The organism is Paenibacillus sp. YYML68 (assembly GCF_027923405.1).
Classification (GTDB): domain Bacteria; phylum Bacillota; class Bacilli; order Paenibacillales; family NBRC-103111; genus Paenibacillus_G.
Genome location: NZ_BQYI01000001.1, coordinates 1,872,332 through 1,888,471, shown reverse-complemented (window position 1 = coordinate 1,888,471; position 16,140 = coordinate 1,872,332). Strand labels below are relative to the sequence as shown.

Annotated in this window: 17 protein-coding genes; 7 read left to right on the top strand and 10 right to left on the bottom strand. The window is 55.6% G+C overall.

The genetic code is table 11. The annotated features are described in order from the left end of the window. Positions 1 to 217 precede the first annotated feature (217 nt). Positions 218 to 1,093, bottom strand: a complete 876-nt coding sequence (locus PAE68_RS08565) for a DUF92 domain-containing protein (protein ID WP_281886019.1) — start codon at positions 1,091 to 1,093, stop codon at positions 218 to 220. Positions 1,094 to 1,229: 136 nt separating this feature from the next. Here PAE68_RS08565 and PAE68_RS08560 point away from each other — a divergent pair, with 136 nt between their 5' ends. Further along, positions 1,230 to 2,420 carry an HD domain-containing phosphohydrolase gene (locus PAE68_RS08560; RefSeq protein WP_397378443.1) on the top strand — a complete coding sequence of 397 codons (1,191 nt, stop codon included), beginning with the start codon at positions 1,230 to 1,232 and terminating at the stop codon, positions 2,418 to 2,420. 240 nt (positions 2,421 to 2,660) lie between these two features. Here PAE68_RS08560 and PAE68_RS08555 read toward each other — a convergent pair whose 3' ends face one another. Together PAE68_RS08555 and PAE68_RS08550 are read right to left on the bottom strand one after the other, a co-directional pair. Beyond that, positions 2,661 to 3,296, bottom strand: a complete 636-nt coding sequence (locus PAE68_RS08555; protein ID WP_281886015.1) for a fumarylacetoacetate hydrolase family protein — start codon at positions 3,294 to 3,296, stop codon at positions 2,661 to 2,663. Between the two features lie 60 nt (positions 3,297 to 3,356). Then, positions 3,357 to 4,643, bottom strand: coding sequence for a CapA family protein (locus PAE68_RS08550; RefSeq protein WP_281886013.1), 1,287 nt, complete (start codon positions 4,641 to 4,643; stop codon positions 3,357 to 3,359). A 221-nt stretch (positions 4,644 to 4,864) separates the two neighbouring features. On the opposite strand from PAE68_RS08550, the gene PAE68_RS08545 reads away from it, so the two are divergent. After that, a complete protein-coding gene (locus tag PAE68_RS08545; RefSeq protein WP_281886011.1) occupies positions 4,865 to 5,617 on the top strand; it encodes a metallophosphoesterase family protein in 753 nt (250 codons plus the stop codon). 84 nt (positions 5,618 to 5,701) lie between these two features. Beyond that, on the top strand, positions 5,702 to 6,910 hold the full coding sequence (locus PAE68_RS08540) for an MFS transporter (protein WP_281886009.1): 1,209 nt from the start codon (positions 5,702 to 5,704) through the stop codon (positions 6,908 to 6,910). Between the two features lie 146 nt (positions 6,911 to 7,056). Here the strand turns inward: PAE68_RS08540 and PAE68_RS08535 are convergent, their stop codons facing one another. Together PAE68_RS08535 and PAE68_RS08530 are read right to left on the bottom strand one after the other, a co-directional pair. Next, positions 7,057 to 8,400: a GH1 family beta-glucosidase gene (locus PAE68_RS08535; protein ID WP_281886007.1), complete on the bottom strand. Its 1,344-nt coding sequence runs from the start codon at positions 8,398 to 8,400 to the stop codon at positions 7,057 to 7,059. Between the two features lie 107 nt (positions 8,401 to 8,507). Further along, entirely contained in the window at positions 8,508 to 9,155 is a 648-nt protein-coding gene (locus tag PAE68_RS08530) for an O-methyltransferase (RefSeq protein ID WP_281886005.1), read from the bottom strand. Positions 9,156 to 9,290: 135 nt separating this feature from the next. On the opposite strand from PAE68_RS08530, the gene PAE68_RS08525 reads away from it, so the two are divergent. Then, complete coding sequence (locus tag PAE68_RS08525; protein ID WP_281886003.1) at positions 9,291 to 10,481, top strand: THUMP domain-containing class I SAM-dependent RNA methyltransferase; 1,191 nt, start codon at positions 9,291 to 9,293, stop codon at positions 10,479 to 10,481. Positions 10,482 to 10,657: 176 nt separating this feature from the next. On the opposite strand, the gene PAE68_RS08520 is transcribed toward PAE68_RS08525, so the two are convergent. From PAE68_RS08520 to PAE68_RS08505, 4 genes are all read right to left on the bottom strand, one after another. Next, positions 10,658 to 11,572 (bottom strand): DHH family phosphoesterase, encoded by a 915-nt coding sequence (locus PAE68_RS08520; protein WP_281886001.1) that lies wholly within the window; start codon positions 11,570 to 11,572, stop codon positions 10,658 to 10,660. Positions 11,573 to 11,802: 230 nt separating this feature from the next. Continuing rightward, positions 11,803 to 11,976, bottom strand: a complete 174-nt coding sequence (locus PAE68_RS08515; RefSeq protein ID WP_281885999.1) for a hypothetical protein — start codon at positions 11,974 to 11,976, stop codon at positions 11,803 to 11,805. Between the two features lie 488 nt (positions 11,977 to 12,464). Beyond that, entirely contained in the window at positions 12,465 to 12,689 is a 225-nt protein-coding gene (locus PAE68_RS08510) for a YuzB family protein (protein ID WP_281885997.1), read from the bottom strand. A gap of 44 nt (positions 12,690 to 12,733) precedes the next feature. After that, positions 12,734 to 13,036 carry an iron-sulfur cluster assembly accessory protein gene (locus PAE68_RS08505; protein WP_281885995.1) on the bottom strand — a complete coding sequence of 101 codons (303 nt, stop codon included), beginning with the start codon at positions 13,034 to 13,036 and terminating at the stop codon, positions 12,734 to 12,736. Positions 13,037 to 13,183: 147 nt separating this feature from the next. On the opposite strand from PAE68_RS08505, the gene PAE68_RS08500 reads away from it, so the two are divergent. Both PAE68_RS08500 and PAE68_RS08495 read left to right on the top strand, forming a co-directional pair. Continuing rightward, the gene (locus PAE68_RS08500) at positions 13,184 to 13,534 is read left to right on the top strand and encodes a winged helix-turn-helix transcriptional regulator (RefSeq protein ID WP_281885994.1); all 351 of its coding nucleotides are present in this window, start codon (positions 13,184 to 13,186) and stop codon (positions 13,532 to 13,534) included. 45 nt (positions 13,535 to 13,579) lie between these two features. Then, positions 13,580 to 14,725 (top strand): AI-2E family transporter, encoded by a 1,146-nt coding sequence (locus PAE68_RS08495; protein WP_281885992.1) that lies wholly within the window; start codon positions 13,580 to 13,582, stop codon positions 14,723 to 14,725. Between the two features lie 33 nt (positions 14,726 to 14,758). On the opposite strand, the gene PAE68_RS08490 is transcribed toward PAE68_RS08495, so the two are convergent. Continuing rightward, the gene (locus PAE68_RS08490) at positions 14,759 to 14,992 is read right to left on the bottom strand and encodes a hypothetical protein (RefSeq protein WP_281885990.1); all 234 of its coding nucleotides are present in this window, start codon (positions 14,990 to 14,992) and stop codon (positions 14,759 to 14,761) included. A gap of 97 nt (positions 14,993 to 15,089) precedes the next feature. Here PAE68_RS08490 and PAE68_RS08485 point away from each other — a divergent pair, with 97 nt between their 5' ends. Next, positions 15,090 to 16,097 (top strand): HD domain-containing protein, encoded by a 1,008-nt coding sequence (locus tag PAE68_RS08485; protein ID WP_281885988.1) that lies wholly within the window; start codon positions 15,090 to 15,092, stop codon positions 16,095 to 16,097. Positions 16,098 to 16,140 lie beyond the last annotated feature (43 nt).

Sequence of the window (16,140 nt, the reverse complement as noted above, 5' to 3'; positions counted from 1 at the left end):
CTGAACCACTGGTAAGCGGGCACCGATTGCGGTACAATACGAACCAAATAATACACTACGGCTTATTGAACCGGGAGGTGCCCGCAGCTTATGGTCAATTTCATCATATTCATCTCGATTATCATCTGTCTGCTCGTCTCAGCGGCAGCATTCTACGTAACGAAGAAGTCCTACGAACGCAAATATTACGACGAAGATTAGACGCTGACTCGATTACTCAGCTCAACAGACGCCAGAGCACCAGCGCTGTTGCTCCGCCTGCGAGCGAGCTGACTGCGTTCACCGCATCGTTCGTCATCCAGGCAAGACCGCGAATTCGAACCGCCACTGCGCCGCAGTGGCGGTTCTTCTCTACGGTGCGACCGCAAGCAGGGCAGCGGTACATCACCTGCAGCACAGCTCCGAGCCACGAATCAGCGAGCGATCCGGCCATGCCGCTTATGAGCGCGATCAGCAGTAACAGCGTGAAGCCGATGGACTGCTCTCCACTTATTGGTGCCATGACTGCGTCCACAGCAACGGCCACGTTCGAGCTCGAGGTGACCACCGAGGCGAGCAATCCGCCTATGACGCCGATAAATAGACCACCTGCTGCTGATGCAGCCAATCCGAGCGCACTAACACCGCCAGACGTACCCGCACTGACGATGCGGCCAGTGACGATGGAGCGCGGCGGACGGCTGCTTAAGCCCCCGACCTCTGTCGCCCACGTATCCGCAGTAACCGTAGCCAGTACACCGATATAGGCTGCCCACCAGCCTGGATGAGGCCATATGGCGTGGCACACACACAACAGCAGCGCGATACCGCCATTCGCTGCGACCTGTCCCGCATCTCGCCGACCTGACTTCGCATAGCCGCTCTCGGCGACTGCCTTTCGCCGGCTCTTCCACTTGGAGAGCAACGATGAACTGACGAAGAACGCTATAAGCGTCCCGAACCACGCCGCGCTGCCTGCCGCGTACAGAGCTGTACCGAGCATGACGGCGGCCATTAGGCCAGAAGCAGACAACGACTGCTTCCAATAGGCCGCTCCGGCTATAAGCAGACTGCCCGTGAAGCCAACTAGAATCGTAACTGCTAACGAATCCATATGTATCTCCTCCCTCTCCCTGTCACATTACCTATATCTCAGCTGAATATATGTCAGACTTCGACAGACGCTTATTTACAGATCTGTTGTAAATATAATATGATTAAAGCTGATTCAATACGTTACGTTCTAAGGAGTGAACAGCTTGCACGAGGAATACAGCTACAAGCATGACCTGAACCCGAAGGAAATGCTGAAGGTCATCTTTGACTATGCAGCCAAAATTGCCAATGAGCGCCGGCTGGACAATCTGCTGATGCTGATGGCAGACATGGGTCGGGAAATGATCGTTAGCGACCGTTGCACGGTATGGCTGCTTGACCGCAGCAAGGATGAGCTGTACTCCACCGTTGCCCACGGTGTTCCACAATTACGAATACCAAGCAACGCCGGACTCGTCGGACATGCGGTACAGAGCGGACAAGCAATCTTCATTGAGGACGCCTATACGAACGAGGAATACCGCAACGTGCTGCAGAGCGGCGCGATCGCGATGGACCAAGTGACTGGCTATCGAACCAAAGCATTGATGGTTATCCCGTTCCGCAATAATGAAGGCGAGATCATGGGAGCGTACCAAGCCGTGAACAAGCTAACCGCGTCTCGTATATTTTCGGAACGCGATCTCGAATATTTAACACTCGCCGCTTCCTATGCAGGTAAATCGCTCGAGTCAGCACTGCTCACCGCTGAGATTGAAGAAACGCAGAAGGAAATTATATTCTCCATGGGCGAAATCGGCGAAAGCCGCTCCAAGGAAACGGGCAATCACGTCAAGCGTGTTGCTGAATATTCCTACATTCTGGCGCTCGGGCTCGGCATGTCTGAGGAAGAAGCAGAGCTGCTGCGTATCGCCTCTCCGATGCACGATATCGGCAAGGTGGCAATCCCCGACTCCGTACTGAAGAAGCCGGGCAAGCTGACCGAGGAGGAATTCGACCTGATGAAGTCGCATACGACGATCGGCTATAACCTGCTCAAGAACTCGACCAGACGTCTGATGAAGACTGCAGCTATTGTCGCGTACCAGCATCATGAGAAATGGAACGGACGCGGCTACCCGAACGGTCTTGCAGGTGAGGAGATTCATATTTACGGGCGCATTACGGCCATCGCCGACGTGTTCGACGCCCTCGGAAGCGACCGTGTGTACAAGAAGGCGTGGGAGCTGGACCGCATCCTGAAGCTGTTCAACGAAGAGCGCGAGCAGCATTTCGATTCCCGCGTCGTCGACGTGTTCATGGAGCAGCTGCCGAAGCTGCTGGAGGTGCGAGACCTGTATTCCGATGTTGCGCTCGAGCAGGCTGCAGAAGCCAAAGAGCTTTAGGGCAAACGGCTGCATAACAAACCCTCCTTCGCAAGCGGACCTCAATCCGCTGGAAGGAGGGTTATTTGGCGATCAGACATCCATGTCGCTGACGCGGCACCATCAGGGGATGTAAGATCGAAGATAGCCCTCGATTTGGCTTCGCCAAATTCGAGGCTTGCCATAACGCTTTCCGATAATCATGGAACCTGTTATTTCAGGATAGAGGAACGGTCTACACTACTGCAGCACTTCAAGCACTTACTTCAGTGCCGCCCGGAACGAGCCCAGCTTCTGCTCACCGAGCGTCAGCTCGAACAAGTCCCCATCTCCGACAGCGCCTACTCCGGCCGGAGTCCCTGTATAAATAACGTCACCTGCCCCTAAGCCGTAACGGGTGCCGACATAGTCTACAATCGTTTGCAGAGAGAAAATCATCTCCGACGCCTGCCCCCTCTGCACCTCAACGCCGTTGCGAGCGAGCGCGAACGATAGCTGCTCTAGCTGCTGCAGACCGGGGAACGGGATCGTCTCCGTTAAGGCAGCGGATTGACGGAAGCCCTTCGCTGGCAGCCACGGATAACCTTTGCGCTTCAGCGTCTCCTGTACATCGCGTAGCGTGAAGTCGATGCCGAGACCGACGCGATCGACAAGCTGCTCCACTGCTGTATTCCCCGGGCAATACGTAGCGGAGATATACAGAACAAGCTCCACCTCGTAATGAACGGCGCCCGAAGTGCCCGGCAGGACGATATCCCCGCCGTTCACCGCTGCCGCAGCATGAGTCGGCTTCGTGAAGATCATCGGCTCATCCGGAACGGAGTTCCCAAGCTCTGCAGCATGGAGCCCATAGTTTCTGCCTACGCAGTAAATATTTCGAATCAGACCAGCTTCCATCGTTGAATCCATCCCTTCATCATAGCCTGCGCTTCACTGGATAGCCAGCTACTACAAGCACTATTTCACATTCTGCTTCTTGTTCGTCTCGACGTCAACCTCCAGCTTGCGCACCGGACCCACCGACACCTTGCCGTCCGTGCTGAGCTGGGCATTCACCGAGATGCGGCCTAGCTTCTCAAGCAGCTGCTGCCCCTTATCCTCTACCATACGGATCGGCTGCGCCCACTTCGTAATGATCGGCGTCACGTGAAGCTGACAGCTGCGCTCCTTCGTGCAGGACGCCTCGAGAATCATGCTCTCCCATGTCTCTGGTACCTCGTTCGTCGTGAAGATGAAATTGCCCAAGCTGTAAGCAATCCACTTGCCCTTATATTGCTCGAACCCCTGCAGCACGTGCGGATGACTGCCGATGATCAGGTCTGCTCCTGCATCGATGAACGCATGCGCGAGCTCAGTCTGCTCCTTCACCGGATAAGGCTTGCGCTCTTCTCCCCAATGAGCAACGACAATGACCAGATCTGCCTCCTGTCTAGCCTTCGCGATCGATTCCAGCACCTGCTTGCTCGTATGCGGAACGGAGATGCCCGGCTTACCCTTGCCAGACAGCCAGCTAACGGCAGGAAGCACGTGGCTCGTCCCGATATAGGCGAGCTTCATCCCTTGCTTCTCTACGATTGTGTACCCGTATGCCTCGTCTGCGTCAACGCCTGCGCCTACCCGAAGCACGCCATGCTCATCCAGATGTCGAAGCGTATCGAGCAGCCCTTCCTTCCCATAATCCATCGAATGATTATTGGCCAGATTGACAAGATCAATACCTGCCTTCGTAAGCTCCGGCAGCACGTTCGGCGATGAACGGTACACATATTCCTTCGTCTGTGCATCCCCGCGCGTCGTAATCGGCGTCTCGAGGTTCGCTGCGGTTATATCGGCCGCTTCGAGCAGCGTCTTCACATATTTGAATGGATAATCGTAGCCGTGCTTCACGACCAGATCGTCCACCTTGCCGGCGAACATGACGTCGCCTACGAATGCAAGCTTCACCTGCTGTGCCTGTGGCACGGCTGGCGGCTGCTGACCAGTCGCTGTGCCCGTCTGTGGTTCGCCTGAGCCTTGCGTAGAGCCGCTGCCTTGACCGGATGTACCAGCTCCTCCCTCGGAGCTAGGTGCGCCCTTAGGAGCTGCTGCAGGCGGCTGGCCTTGGTCGGCTCTATCCTGCCCCCTTGCATCACTTGGAACGTTACCGTTCTGCTGCTGGCCCGTCCGCGTCGACAGCTTATCGTTGAGATAGAAGAACGCTGCAACCGTCAGCAAGGCGAGCGTGCCGAGCTTGATCCACAGCATATACCGAGCCTTCGTTTCTTGCTTCCTCTTATGCTTTTCTGAACGCGATTGAATGTGAACCTACCCCTTTGCCGAATACTGCCGCAGCTGTAGCTGTAAGCGCATATGTTCTCATCAGTCGTATTATACCAAATACAGTAACGAAGGTCATGGTCAAATGTCCTTAATTTTGGTGTATAATGGGGAGATACGCATGACGGAACACGAAGGGAGAGCTGGCAGTGGAGCAAATCGCACTTATATCAGATATACACGGCAACATGACGGCGCTGGAGGCGGTGCTCGAGGACATTCATGCCCGAGGAGCCCGCTCGATCATCTGTCTTGGTGACCTCGTCGGCAAAGGTCCGCAGCCTGCAGAGGCTGTAGATCGTATTCGTCACGTATGCGAGCACGTCGTCAAGGGGAACTGGGACGAAGGCATATCGAAGCCGCAGGACAAGGAAGCCGGAATATGGACGCAAGAGCGGCTGAGTGCGGAGCAGCTTCACTATCTGTCCTCACTGCCCTTCTCCATCGACCTGTGGCTGAGCGGAAGACGTGTGCGGCTCGTGCATGCCTCTGCTGTGAGCGTCTACCACCGTGTCCTGCGCAAAAGCCCGAAGGCCGAGAAGCAGCGGATGTTCGACAATACGGCGGAGACAGGCGGCTTCCTCAGCACCGACCTCACGCCGAACGTCGTCGCATACGGCGACATCCACGTTCCCTATATGCGCACACTTCGCACCGAACGCGAGGACGGACTCATGCTGCTGAACATCGGCAGCGTTGGCGCACCTTACGACGGCCTGCCTCATGCCTCTTACATGCTGCTGCAGGGCGTTCGAGACAGCGAGCAGCCTGCACCGTTCGGCGTCCAATGGGTGCGCGTCCCATACGATGTTGAGCGTGCAATTGCGATAGCTGAGGCAGCAGGACTTCCGCAGCTGGAGCGATACCGCAAGGAGCAGCGCAGCGGACGCGAGCATTCCTAAGACACAGGTGCTCCTAACAGACAAGCCCGCTCCAATCGGCAGGTGCATCATGTAGAGAACACATTCGGAAGGAAGCGATTCAGCTTGGCTCATTGGAAAATCAACCTCGCCGTCCTGTGGGTCGGACTCTTTTTTGTCATGGGCGGCATGACGATGATCGTCCCGTTCTTACCCTTATATCTGCAGGAGCTCGGCATGCACGACACGAAGGAGGTAGCCGCTTGGGCCGGCATCATATTTGCAGGCAACTTCGTCACCTCCTTCATCTTCCAGCCGATCTGGGGCGGCATTGCCGACCGATACGGCCGCAAGATGATGCTGCTTCGCTCGGGCATCGGCATGGCCATCGTCATGATTCTGATGGGCTTCGCGACGAGCGCCTGGCAGCTGCTGCTGCTACGCATGCTTAACGGCACGATCTCGGGCTTCCTGCCGGCCGCGACGGCGCTGCAATCGACCAACACGCCCAAGGATCGCATGGGCTTCGCTATGGGAACGCTGCAATCTGGCGCGGTGGCCGGCACCATACTCGGACCGTTCCTTGGCGGCTTGCTGGCCGAATGGATCGGCTTCCGGTACATCTTCTACATTACCGGCGGCTTGCTGCTCACAGCCTCGATCCTTGCGGAACTGCTTGTGAAGGAGAGCTTCAATGCGCAGGAAGCGGCGAAGCGACCGAACCAGACGTTGCGTGAGTCATTCGCAAGACTGAGACAAATTCCACAGCTGCCCGCGCTGTACACCGTCACGTTCGTCATCCAGTTCTCTCTGCTCAGCACGATGCCGCTCATTCCACTATTCGTGCAGGAGCTGCACGGCAACGGCGAGATGCTCGCCTTCTATGCCGGACTCGTCGGCTCGATCACAGGGTTCTCGAACATGCTCGCATCGCCCATATTGGGTCGCATCTCGGATCGAATCGGCGCGGAGAAAATTCTCGGCATCTGCCTCATCGGCGCTGCCATCGCCTCCGTCCCGCAGGCGTTCGTACAGAACGTCGGTCAGCTGTTCGCTGCCAGATTTTTCCTCGGTATGTTCATCGGCGGACTGCTGCCGACGGTTAATGCACTTATACGTAAATATACGCCGAACGGCATGGAGAGCCGCTCCTACAGCTTCAACAGCAGCTCCTTGAGCCTTGGCAACATGATCGGTCCGATCGTCGGCGGTGCCGTGTACGGCATTTTGTCGATCCAGAGCTTGTTCCTGGTCGCTGCGGTGCTGCTCCTCGTGAACGCCGTCTGGGTGTACGCGAAGCTGCTGCGGACTGAGGCAGCACTGGACAACTCATGAAGCTCCAACACAGCCCATGCAGCATATCGCACGCCAAAAAGGAGACAACCACTGAACAAGTGACTGTCTCCTTTTTTATATCATACGACCAATCCCCTACGTACGCTAAGTCCCGCCCCACTCAACGGACCGAAGCTCCACGCCGTCTAGTTCTCGAACCAGCCGTTCGTCGCGACCTTCTTATACCAGTAATAGCTGTCCTTCTTCGTACGGACGAGCGTATTGTAATCGACATGAATTAAGCCGAAGCGCATCGTATACCCTTCCGCCCACTCGAAGTTGTCCATCATCGACCATGTCAAGTAGCCCTTCACGTTGACGCCCGACTGCATCGCGCGATGCAGCTGAACGAGATGGCGCTTGATATAGGAGATACGGCGGCTGTCACGCACTCGTCCCTCGGACGGCTCGTCATTGTAGCAGGCGCCATTCTCCGTAATGTAGATCGGAATGCTTCCATATCGATCCTTAATGTGTACAAGCACCTTATAGAACCCTTCCGGGAAAATAAACCAGCCGATGTCCGTCTTCTCGTAGCCCGCATCAATCACTTCACAATCGAACGTGCCAAGCTCCGCCTTGTAGCGTCCGATGTGCCCCGTGTAGTAGTTAATGCCGAGGAAATCGAGCTTCTGCGCGATGATGTCCATATCGCCCGGCTGAATCGGCACCGTCGCTCCCTTCCCCGCGAACCAATCGGTCATGAAGGATGGGTATTCGCCCTTGAACAGCGGATCGAAGAACCATTCCACGAACCAGCCGACCTCGCGTCTCGCCGCATCCACGTCCTCCTGACGATCCGAATACGGGTCGAGCCACGTCACGTTCGGAGCAATGCCGATCTCGCCGTCTGCACCCAGCTCGCGGAACTTCATGACCGCCTGACCGTGGGCAACGAGCAGATGATGCGCGACTGTCACGGCCGTCTGCAGATCCTTTTTCCCCGGGGCGTGCACGCCAAGGTAGTTCGACAGAAACGAGGAGCACCACGGCTCATTAAGCGTCATCCACTTCTTGATCTTGCCGCCGAACTCCTTGAACATCAGCTCTGCATACCGCACGAACGCGTCGATCGTCTCGCGACTCTCCCACCCGCCCCGATCCTGCAGCGACTGCGGCAAGTCCCAGTGGTACAGCGTACACATCGGCTCGATGCCATTAGCCAGCAGGCAGTCCACGAAGCGGTGGTAGAAGTCTAGCCCCGCCTCATTCGGCTCTCCGTCCCCGTTCGGGAAGATGCGTGGCCACGCGATCGAGAACCGGTACGACTGAATGCCGAGCTCCTTCATCAGCGCGATATCTTCCTCGTAGCGATGGTAGCTGTCGCAAGCGACGTCGCCGTTGTCACCGTTCTTCACCATGCCCGGCGTGCGGGAGAACGTATCCCAGATCGACAAGCCTCGGCCATCCTCGTTATAGGCGCCCTCGATCTGATAAGAGGCGGTTGCCGTACCGAACCGGAAGCCCTCCGGAAATTGAATGATTGCCATGACGTACAGTCTCCTTTAGCTGATAATCGTTGTGCTTATCCTCACCAGTATAGAGCTGCTCGTTCGAGGCGGCGAGGAGACGATCCTACGAATTATGGATGAAATTTTTATTTCACTCTAGCGATCGCCAAGCCGTCATAAGCAGGCAGCATGACGCCCTCCAGCCGCGGATCGCGTGCAATCTGCTCATTGAACTGCCTCATCCTCGTCACCGCATTGCCCTTCTGCTCCGGATTGATCGTCTTGCCGCGCATGAACGTGTTGTCACCGACGACGAGCGCACCGGGCTTAGCCAGCTTAATCGCCCACTCGAGGTAGTTCGGGTAATTCCCCTTATCCGCATCGATAAAAAATAGATCGAACCGCCGTCCCTCCTGCTCCAGCGCACTCAGATGGTCCAGTGCCTCGCCAACGCGGTATTCGACGAGCTCGCCGAACCCGGCCTGTGTGAGATTCGCATGAGCGAGCTCCGCGTATTCACGCTTCAGCTCGAGCGACACGAGCCGCCCTCCCGGCTGCAGTCCGCGGGCAAGGCAGATGCCGCTGTAGCCGCCCAATGCGCCGATCTCCAGCGCGTCCTGTCCCCCTGTCAGCCGTACAAGCAGCGTCAGCAGCCGACCATAGCCTGCCGCGATCGATATTTCCGGCATTCCCTTCTCCCGAATGGAGGCAAGCACCTGCTCCAGCGCCTCATCCTGCTCGAATAGCTCCTCTGCGTACTGCTCTTGAGATTTTATGATGGAATCGTCTGTCATGCTGTCAGCATCCTTTCTGTCCTATGCTTGGCCACGAAGCCTTCATTGTAATATCGTGTCGAATCGCCTATACTAAAGTATTGTATGGCTTTTCCAGCGTTCGTTCAACTCATCCGATTCGGAGTGAAGCTATCTATGTCATCTACGCATATAAAATTAATCGCAACATCGCCTATGGGACTCGAGGCGGTCGTCGCCCGCGAGGTGCGCGAGCTCGGCTACGAGGACGTGCAGGTCGAGAACGGCCGCATCACCTTCATCGGCGATCTCGCCGCCATCTGCCGTGCTAATCTGTGGCTGCGCACGTCTGACCGCGTCCTCATCCAGATGGCGCAATTCGAGGCGCGCACGTTCGACGAGCTGTTCGAGGGTGTGAAGGCGCTGCCTTGGTCGGACTGGATACCGGAGGACGGCGAGTTCCCTGTAGAAGGTCGCTCGCACAAGTCGCAGCTGTCCAGCGTGCCAGCCTGTCAAGGCATTGTGAAGAAGGCCGTCGTCGAGAAGCTGAAGCAGCAGTACGGCACAGAATGGTTCGAGGAGACCGGAGGCCGTTACGTCATCGAGGTGTCGCTGTTGAATGACATCGCCACGATCACGCTCGACACGACGGGACCCGGATTGCATAAGCGCGGCTACCGCAAGCTCGTCACCGAGGCGCCGCTCAAGGAGACGATGGCAGCCGCACTCGTGCTGCTCAGCCGCTGGGAGCCGGAGCGGCCGCTGTACGATCCGTTCTGCGGCTCGGGCACGATCCCGATTGAGGCCGCGATGATCGGCTGGAACCTCGCGCCCGGACTGCGCCGCACGTTCAACTCGTCCAGCTGGCCGATCATCCCTGAGGAGCTGTGGGAGCAGGCACGCGAGGAGGCGTTCGACCTCGTCAAGGACGACATCCCGCTGCAGATCGGCGGCTCCGACATCGACCCGGAGGCAATCGAGGTCGCGCTCGCCGCGGCGAAGTCGGCAGGTCTTGCCAAGGAGCTTACGTTCAAGACGCTGCCCGTTCATAAGGCGATGCCTGCCGGAGAATACGGCTGCCTCATCACGAACCCGCCTTACGGCGAGCGGATCGGCGACCCGAAGGAGGTCGAGCGTGCGCTGCGCCAGCTCGGCTTGACGTACGCACATATGCCAACATGGTCCGCCTTCGTCTTCAGTCCGAGCAAGGACCTGGAGCATTACATGGCACGCAAGGCCGACAAGAAGCGGAAGCTGTTCAACGGCCGCATCGAATGTAACCTGAACCAGTTTTTCGCCTCGGGCGGCTTGTATGCCTGGAAGAAGCAAGACCGTGAGCAAGGCGGGCCTGCGGCGGGGAAACCGTAATTGTCATAGCCGCGTGCTTATTAAGCATCGCGATCACACCCTTCTCAAATGAAATGAACCACATGTTTATTGTTGTCGAATCATCCGCGCTCACCTTACGATGACTCTATTACAAAGCAAAAAGGTACAGTCCCTTCAAATATCTTGAAGGTCTGTACCTTTTCCTATGAGACGGACTAGCCGTCGCTCTTCATCGCATCGATCAAGCTCTGCAGCACGTCATCGGCCGTCTCGTACGGCACCTGGCACGTGCCTGCCGCCTTGTGGCCGCCTCCGCCGTTATGCAGCATCAATGCGCCCACATTCGTTTTCGACGTACGATTCACGATGCTGTGACCGCAGGCGAATACGCAGTTCTGCTTATTGCGGCCGTCTACGATCCAGATTGAGATGTTCTGCTCCGGATATAGCGCATAGACCATGAAGCGGTTGCCCGGATAGATCGTCTCCACGCCGCGCAGATCGGTTACGATGACGTTGCCGTCCGTACGCGTATATTGCTTCAGCATCGCACGGTACTGCTCGTCCAGCTCATGATAACGCTTCACCCGTTCCTGCACATCCGGCAGCTCGAGAATTTGCTCAATCGTCATATGCGCGCAATGATCGACAAGCTCCTCCATCAGCTGGTAGTTGCTGATCCGGTAGTCGCGGTAACGGCCAAGTCCTGTGCGAGCGTCCATAATGAACGACAGCAGATCCCAGCGCTTCGGGTTCAATATATCTTCGACGCTGAATTGTGCAGCGTCCGCCTTGTCCACGCCCTCCATAATGTCGTCGATGTCGCCGAACTTCTCCTTGCCACCGTAATAATCATAGACGACACGAGCCGCACTCGGTGCAACGCGCACCTCGCCCTTGAAGTCCGTCACATCGGCATTGCGCTCCAGCTCACTGGAATGATGGTCGAACCAGAGGCCGCAGCCCTTCACATAAGGGACGTTCGCCAATATATCGTTCTCCGTTACTTCAATCAAGCCGTCCTGCATATCTTTCGGGTGCACGAATTTCATCTCTTCAATCATGCCGAGCTTCTTGAACAGCATGGCGCATACGAGACCGTCAAAGTCCGAGCGTGTAATCAGTCGCATAATGTTCCTCCTACAATTAGTTCCACAGCACTACACTAGCTTCGCCTCTTATTATAAACGCTGCCCCTCATGCGCACAACACTGTATAGCTGCTTTCTATACAATTAGACGTGCTTCGCATTCCTTGGCCGACACGACAAATAATCGAACAACGGTAAGAACAAGTCCAGTCTGGCGTCGCAGCGAACGGACAGCTTGACCTCACCCTTCCAATAAAACGTCATCACCTGCTAGCATCGACCGTGAATCATCTCTATGTCCCAATCCGAGCTCGTCAAATCATATACTTGATCATTCATGAATAGCCTCGGCCCATCCTCCGATAAATATACGCCAAAAAAATCGTTACCGAGCTTCGTATAATACCCCAGCTTGCTCATGATGCTGCGTTCCGTTTTGGACATAAGGGCTGCTCCTCCTTGATCAGATCCGTTAAGGACCCAGACACTTCATTTAAGAATAAGAGAACAGAAGCTCGATGAATATCATGCTTTGTTCCTATTTTCCAGCATGCACCCGTGTCTTCTGCCTTAATTATTCGACTACACCTGCTAGCATTCGCGCAAAAAGGACCCACTGACGTTAGCCGCAGCTTGTCAGCAGGCCCTATTCCAACATCGTCTACCATTGACCGTCGCTCCATAACGTCACTTCAGGCGCTTAGCCGAGCCCGAGCAGCGATCGACAATAGGAGCCATTTTCTGCGCTTCAACCATCTTCTCATCATAACTTCCCTCCGAATATGTTCTTACTCTCTGCTACATTCCAGCTTATATAAGAACTGTTACACGAGCGTCAAGCTCAAGTTAACGTATTGTAAAAAAAGTAACGCTCAGCGTAAAAAGCCCCGGGCCGTTGTCCCGGAGCGGAGAAGTGCGGCAGCGTCACACTGCTACTTCTTGATATATTTACTCGCCTTCTCGATCGCTTCGTCCTCCGTCTTGCCGGTAATATACCGGCCGTTGACGAAAATAAATGCGAAGCGGGAGCAAGGACCGCAATACGACTTGCAGCCCACCTTGATGTCTGCATCGGGAGCGAGCTTCTGAAGCTTCGGCAGCGCCGTCTTCATTCTCATGTGCTTGCATTTGTCACACACGCGTATATCGTTGGCCATGCGGTGGTTCCTTTCTACCGTTCGATCCTGAACGCTGAGGTCGACTAGTGGTCGCCGTGGTTGCCCTTGCTCGGATTCGTAACAACGAAGCCTTCCTCAGGCGTATAGAAGTAGTCAATGCGCACGCCATCGAGTAACGGCTCGTCCTTCTCCAGCAGCACCTCGATGCCGCTGTCCGTCATCACCCGCTCATCGTTATCCGTCGGTGTGTCCATGCCAAGTCCATAGTGTGCATGATCGCCATGCTTATGCGTCACGTGGACACGCAGTACGAGCGTCTTATCCTCTTCCTGCTCGATCTCCTTCAGGAGCACCTTGGCTGCGTTGCGCGAAATTTTGCATTTCATATGAAGTCACGTCCCCTGCTTAACATTTTCATCTTATTGTATACAACCAACATCTTGAAAGCAAGACTTCCCGCACTTGCGATATCCCGTACGGTCTTTTAATATGGAGAGAAGTGAATTTTAATGGAAAGTGAGGAGTGCGAGTCTATGTGTATACCTGAGAGCTCGTTACCTAACAGCTACATACCGCGTGAGCCTGAGCATGTGGAATGCTCGATTGAGAAGGCGCTCGATGTCATCGGCGGCAAGTGGTCGTTCATCGTCATTCGCGAGCTGTTCGACGGCACGAAGCGCTTCGGCGAGCTGCAGCGCAGCATCACGGCGATCAGTCCGAAGTCGCTCACCGATACATTACGTCATCTTGAGGAGTCCGGCGTTCTCATTAGAACCCCCTACCCAACCGTCCCTGTTACCGTAGAATATGCATTGACTCCGAAGGGCGAGGATTTGCATCAGATGTTGAAGGAAATGAAGCTGTGGGCGGCCAAGTGGTGCTGAGCGCTGCAGCAGTCCTGCCAATTTTAGCCGAGGTGATCTGATCGCATGATTAGCTTTTACCGTAAATATTACCGCACTATCTTCGATATTGCGCTGCTCGTGCTGACCGTCTACTTGTTCATGCTGCTGTTCAGCTACTTGTACTGGATCGCAACGCCGATCTTCCTGGCCTTCGTCGTCTACATGGTCATCGAGCCGTTCGCCCGCTTCCTGCACCGACGAGGTATACGCAAGTCGATCGCGTCCGCCGTCTCGACCTTGGTCTTCATCATCGTTATACTCGGGGTCATTACCGCCTTCGGCGCCATCTTCACTGTACAGATCATCAATCTGGCGAACAAGCTGCCCGATTATTCGATCGTGCTGCAGAAGGAGGTATTGAACCGCTCAGCCGAGCTGCAGGCGATGCTCGGATCGTTGCCGGTCAACCTCGACCTCATCGAGAAGGCGAAGGAATATTCGGCCGAAATTATTCAGAAGGCGACCGAGCTCGCTCGCGCGTTCCTGATCGGACTGTTCGGCATGCTGACGAGCTTCTCGACGTTCATCGTGAACTTCGTCATCGCGATCATTCTCGCCTACTTCTTAAGCATTGAGATTGAGGGCTGGCGGAGAATCGCCTCGGACAAGACGCCGCGTACGTTCAAGCTCGCCTTCCAGTTTTTACGGGAAAATGTGCTGATCGGCATCGTAACGTATATTAAGGCGCAGGCGAAGCTCATCTCGCTGACGTTCCTCGTCATCTTCATCGCCCTGCTGCTGCTCGATGTGAACAATGCATTCTCGATTGCGCTGCTGTCGGCCTTCCTCGATGTGCTGCCGCTGCTCGGGGTGTCGACGCTGTTCATCCCATGGATCATCTACCTGCTCGTTGTTGGGCAGACGACACTCGCGATCTGGCTCTCCGTGCTGCTGCTGCTCGTCATCGGCGTCAGACAGATTCTGGAGCCGAAGATTACCGGTGATTCGCTCGGCGTCTCGGCGTTCACGATGCTGTCCTTTATGATCATATCGCTGAAGCTGTTCGGCGTGGCGGGTCTGATTCTGTCACCGGTGCTCATCATCCTGATCAAGGCCTTGTACGAGCAAGGGTACCTGCAGAAGTGGATTCGAATGCCGGCCGAGGAGTACGAGAGCTCACCCTTTTTAGCGAAAATAACAGCGAAGCAACAAGAAGGCAGCGACGTCTAGACGTCCTGCCTTCTTTATTGCGCGCGATAGCCTTCATGCGCCATATTTCTTCTCGATCCGCTCGGTAAACCAATTCATCATCAAGAGCGTCACCGCCGCATCGTCAAGCGGCATGAACGACCAAAGGTCCGGCATGATCCAGTAGACGAGAACAGGCAGCGCAAACAGCAGCTTCTCCCGAAGCGGCACACGCCGGGAGCCGAGCAGCGGCAGTACACGTCGCACGACATAGCCCCAGCGGCGCAGCGAAAACAATCGCTTCCACATGTCGCATCACTCCCCTTGTTGATGGCATACTTGTCCTTTAACTATACGATGTAAGCTTGCTGATGTACATAGTATGACCATAAGGAGTTGATTTCCATTGTCATTGTCCTACATCCATTCACCTGTACTGCAAGCCTTTAACGAAGATACGATCTGGGAGCCACTATATCGTTTGCATGTGACAGTTACCCGCTGCGAGCGTGAGTTGTTTCAGAACGACAGGATCAGAAGACTCAAGCACATTCATCATTATGGGGCAGGTGCCTTGATCAGCCCGGTCATCCATTCCCGACTGGAGCACACTATTGGTGTATGGGCGCTGAGCAAGCGATTTTTCCCGGAATGGCCTGAGCTTCACATCGCCTGTATTCTGCATGATATCGGTCATCTACCGTTCTCCCACACGCTGGAGAGGACATTACACCTGTCCCACCACTCGTTAACCGAGCAGGCGATTCAATCCGCCTCAATCCAGCACATCTTACGCAAGCATGGCTTCAGCGAGCAGTCGATCATCGACCTCCTCCATCGGGATACCCCGCTGTCCCCTCATACCGACGGTCTCGGTCTTGACCATCTCGACAGCTTCCTGCGCGACACACACTCTGCAGGCTTGTCTCCTGCAGAGCCTTCATCGCTTATCGAGCGAGTAGACTTCTACGGCAACGTTGTGGAGACGGATGAAGCGACGGCCTTACAGCTGATCGAGGCCATCGTTGACGATCATCAGCTGTTCCTAAGCTCCTCCATGCTCGCTGCTGACGCCTTGCTATGCCGGGCAACCAACCTGTATCTCATGGAGGAGCCAAGCCTTCTCGAGCAACTGCCTAACATGGGCGATCGCGAGCTCCTGACGCGATTACAGCATGCAAGCAATGTGGAGATACGTGATATACATCAAGCGCTTCTGTACGCGCCCCACCGCATCGTCAGCTGTGAGCAGCACGAGGCAGGCGCCATCGAGGCAAGCGTTCGCAAAATATATAGCAGACAGCCGTATGTCCAGCATAAGCCGATCGAACAGTCCAAGTCTCTAGACACGGCTACGTCCAGATTAGAAGCTCTCCAGCCGCTAGTACGTACGATCTACTGCAGGCTGCTGTAAATGAACAGAAGCCCCTCCTGCCTACATCTGGCAAGAGGGGCTC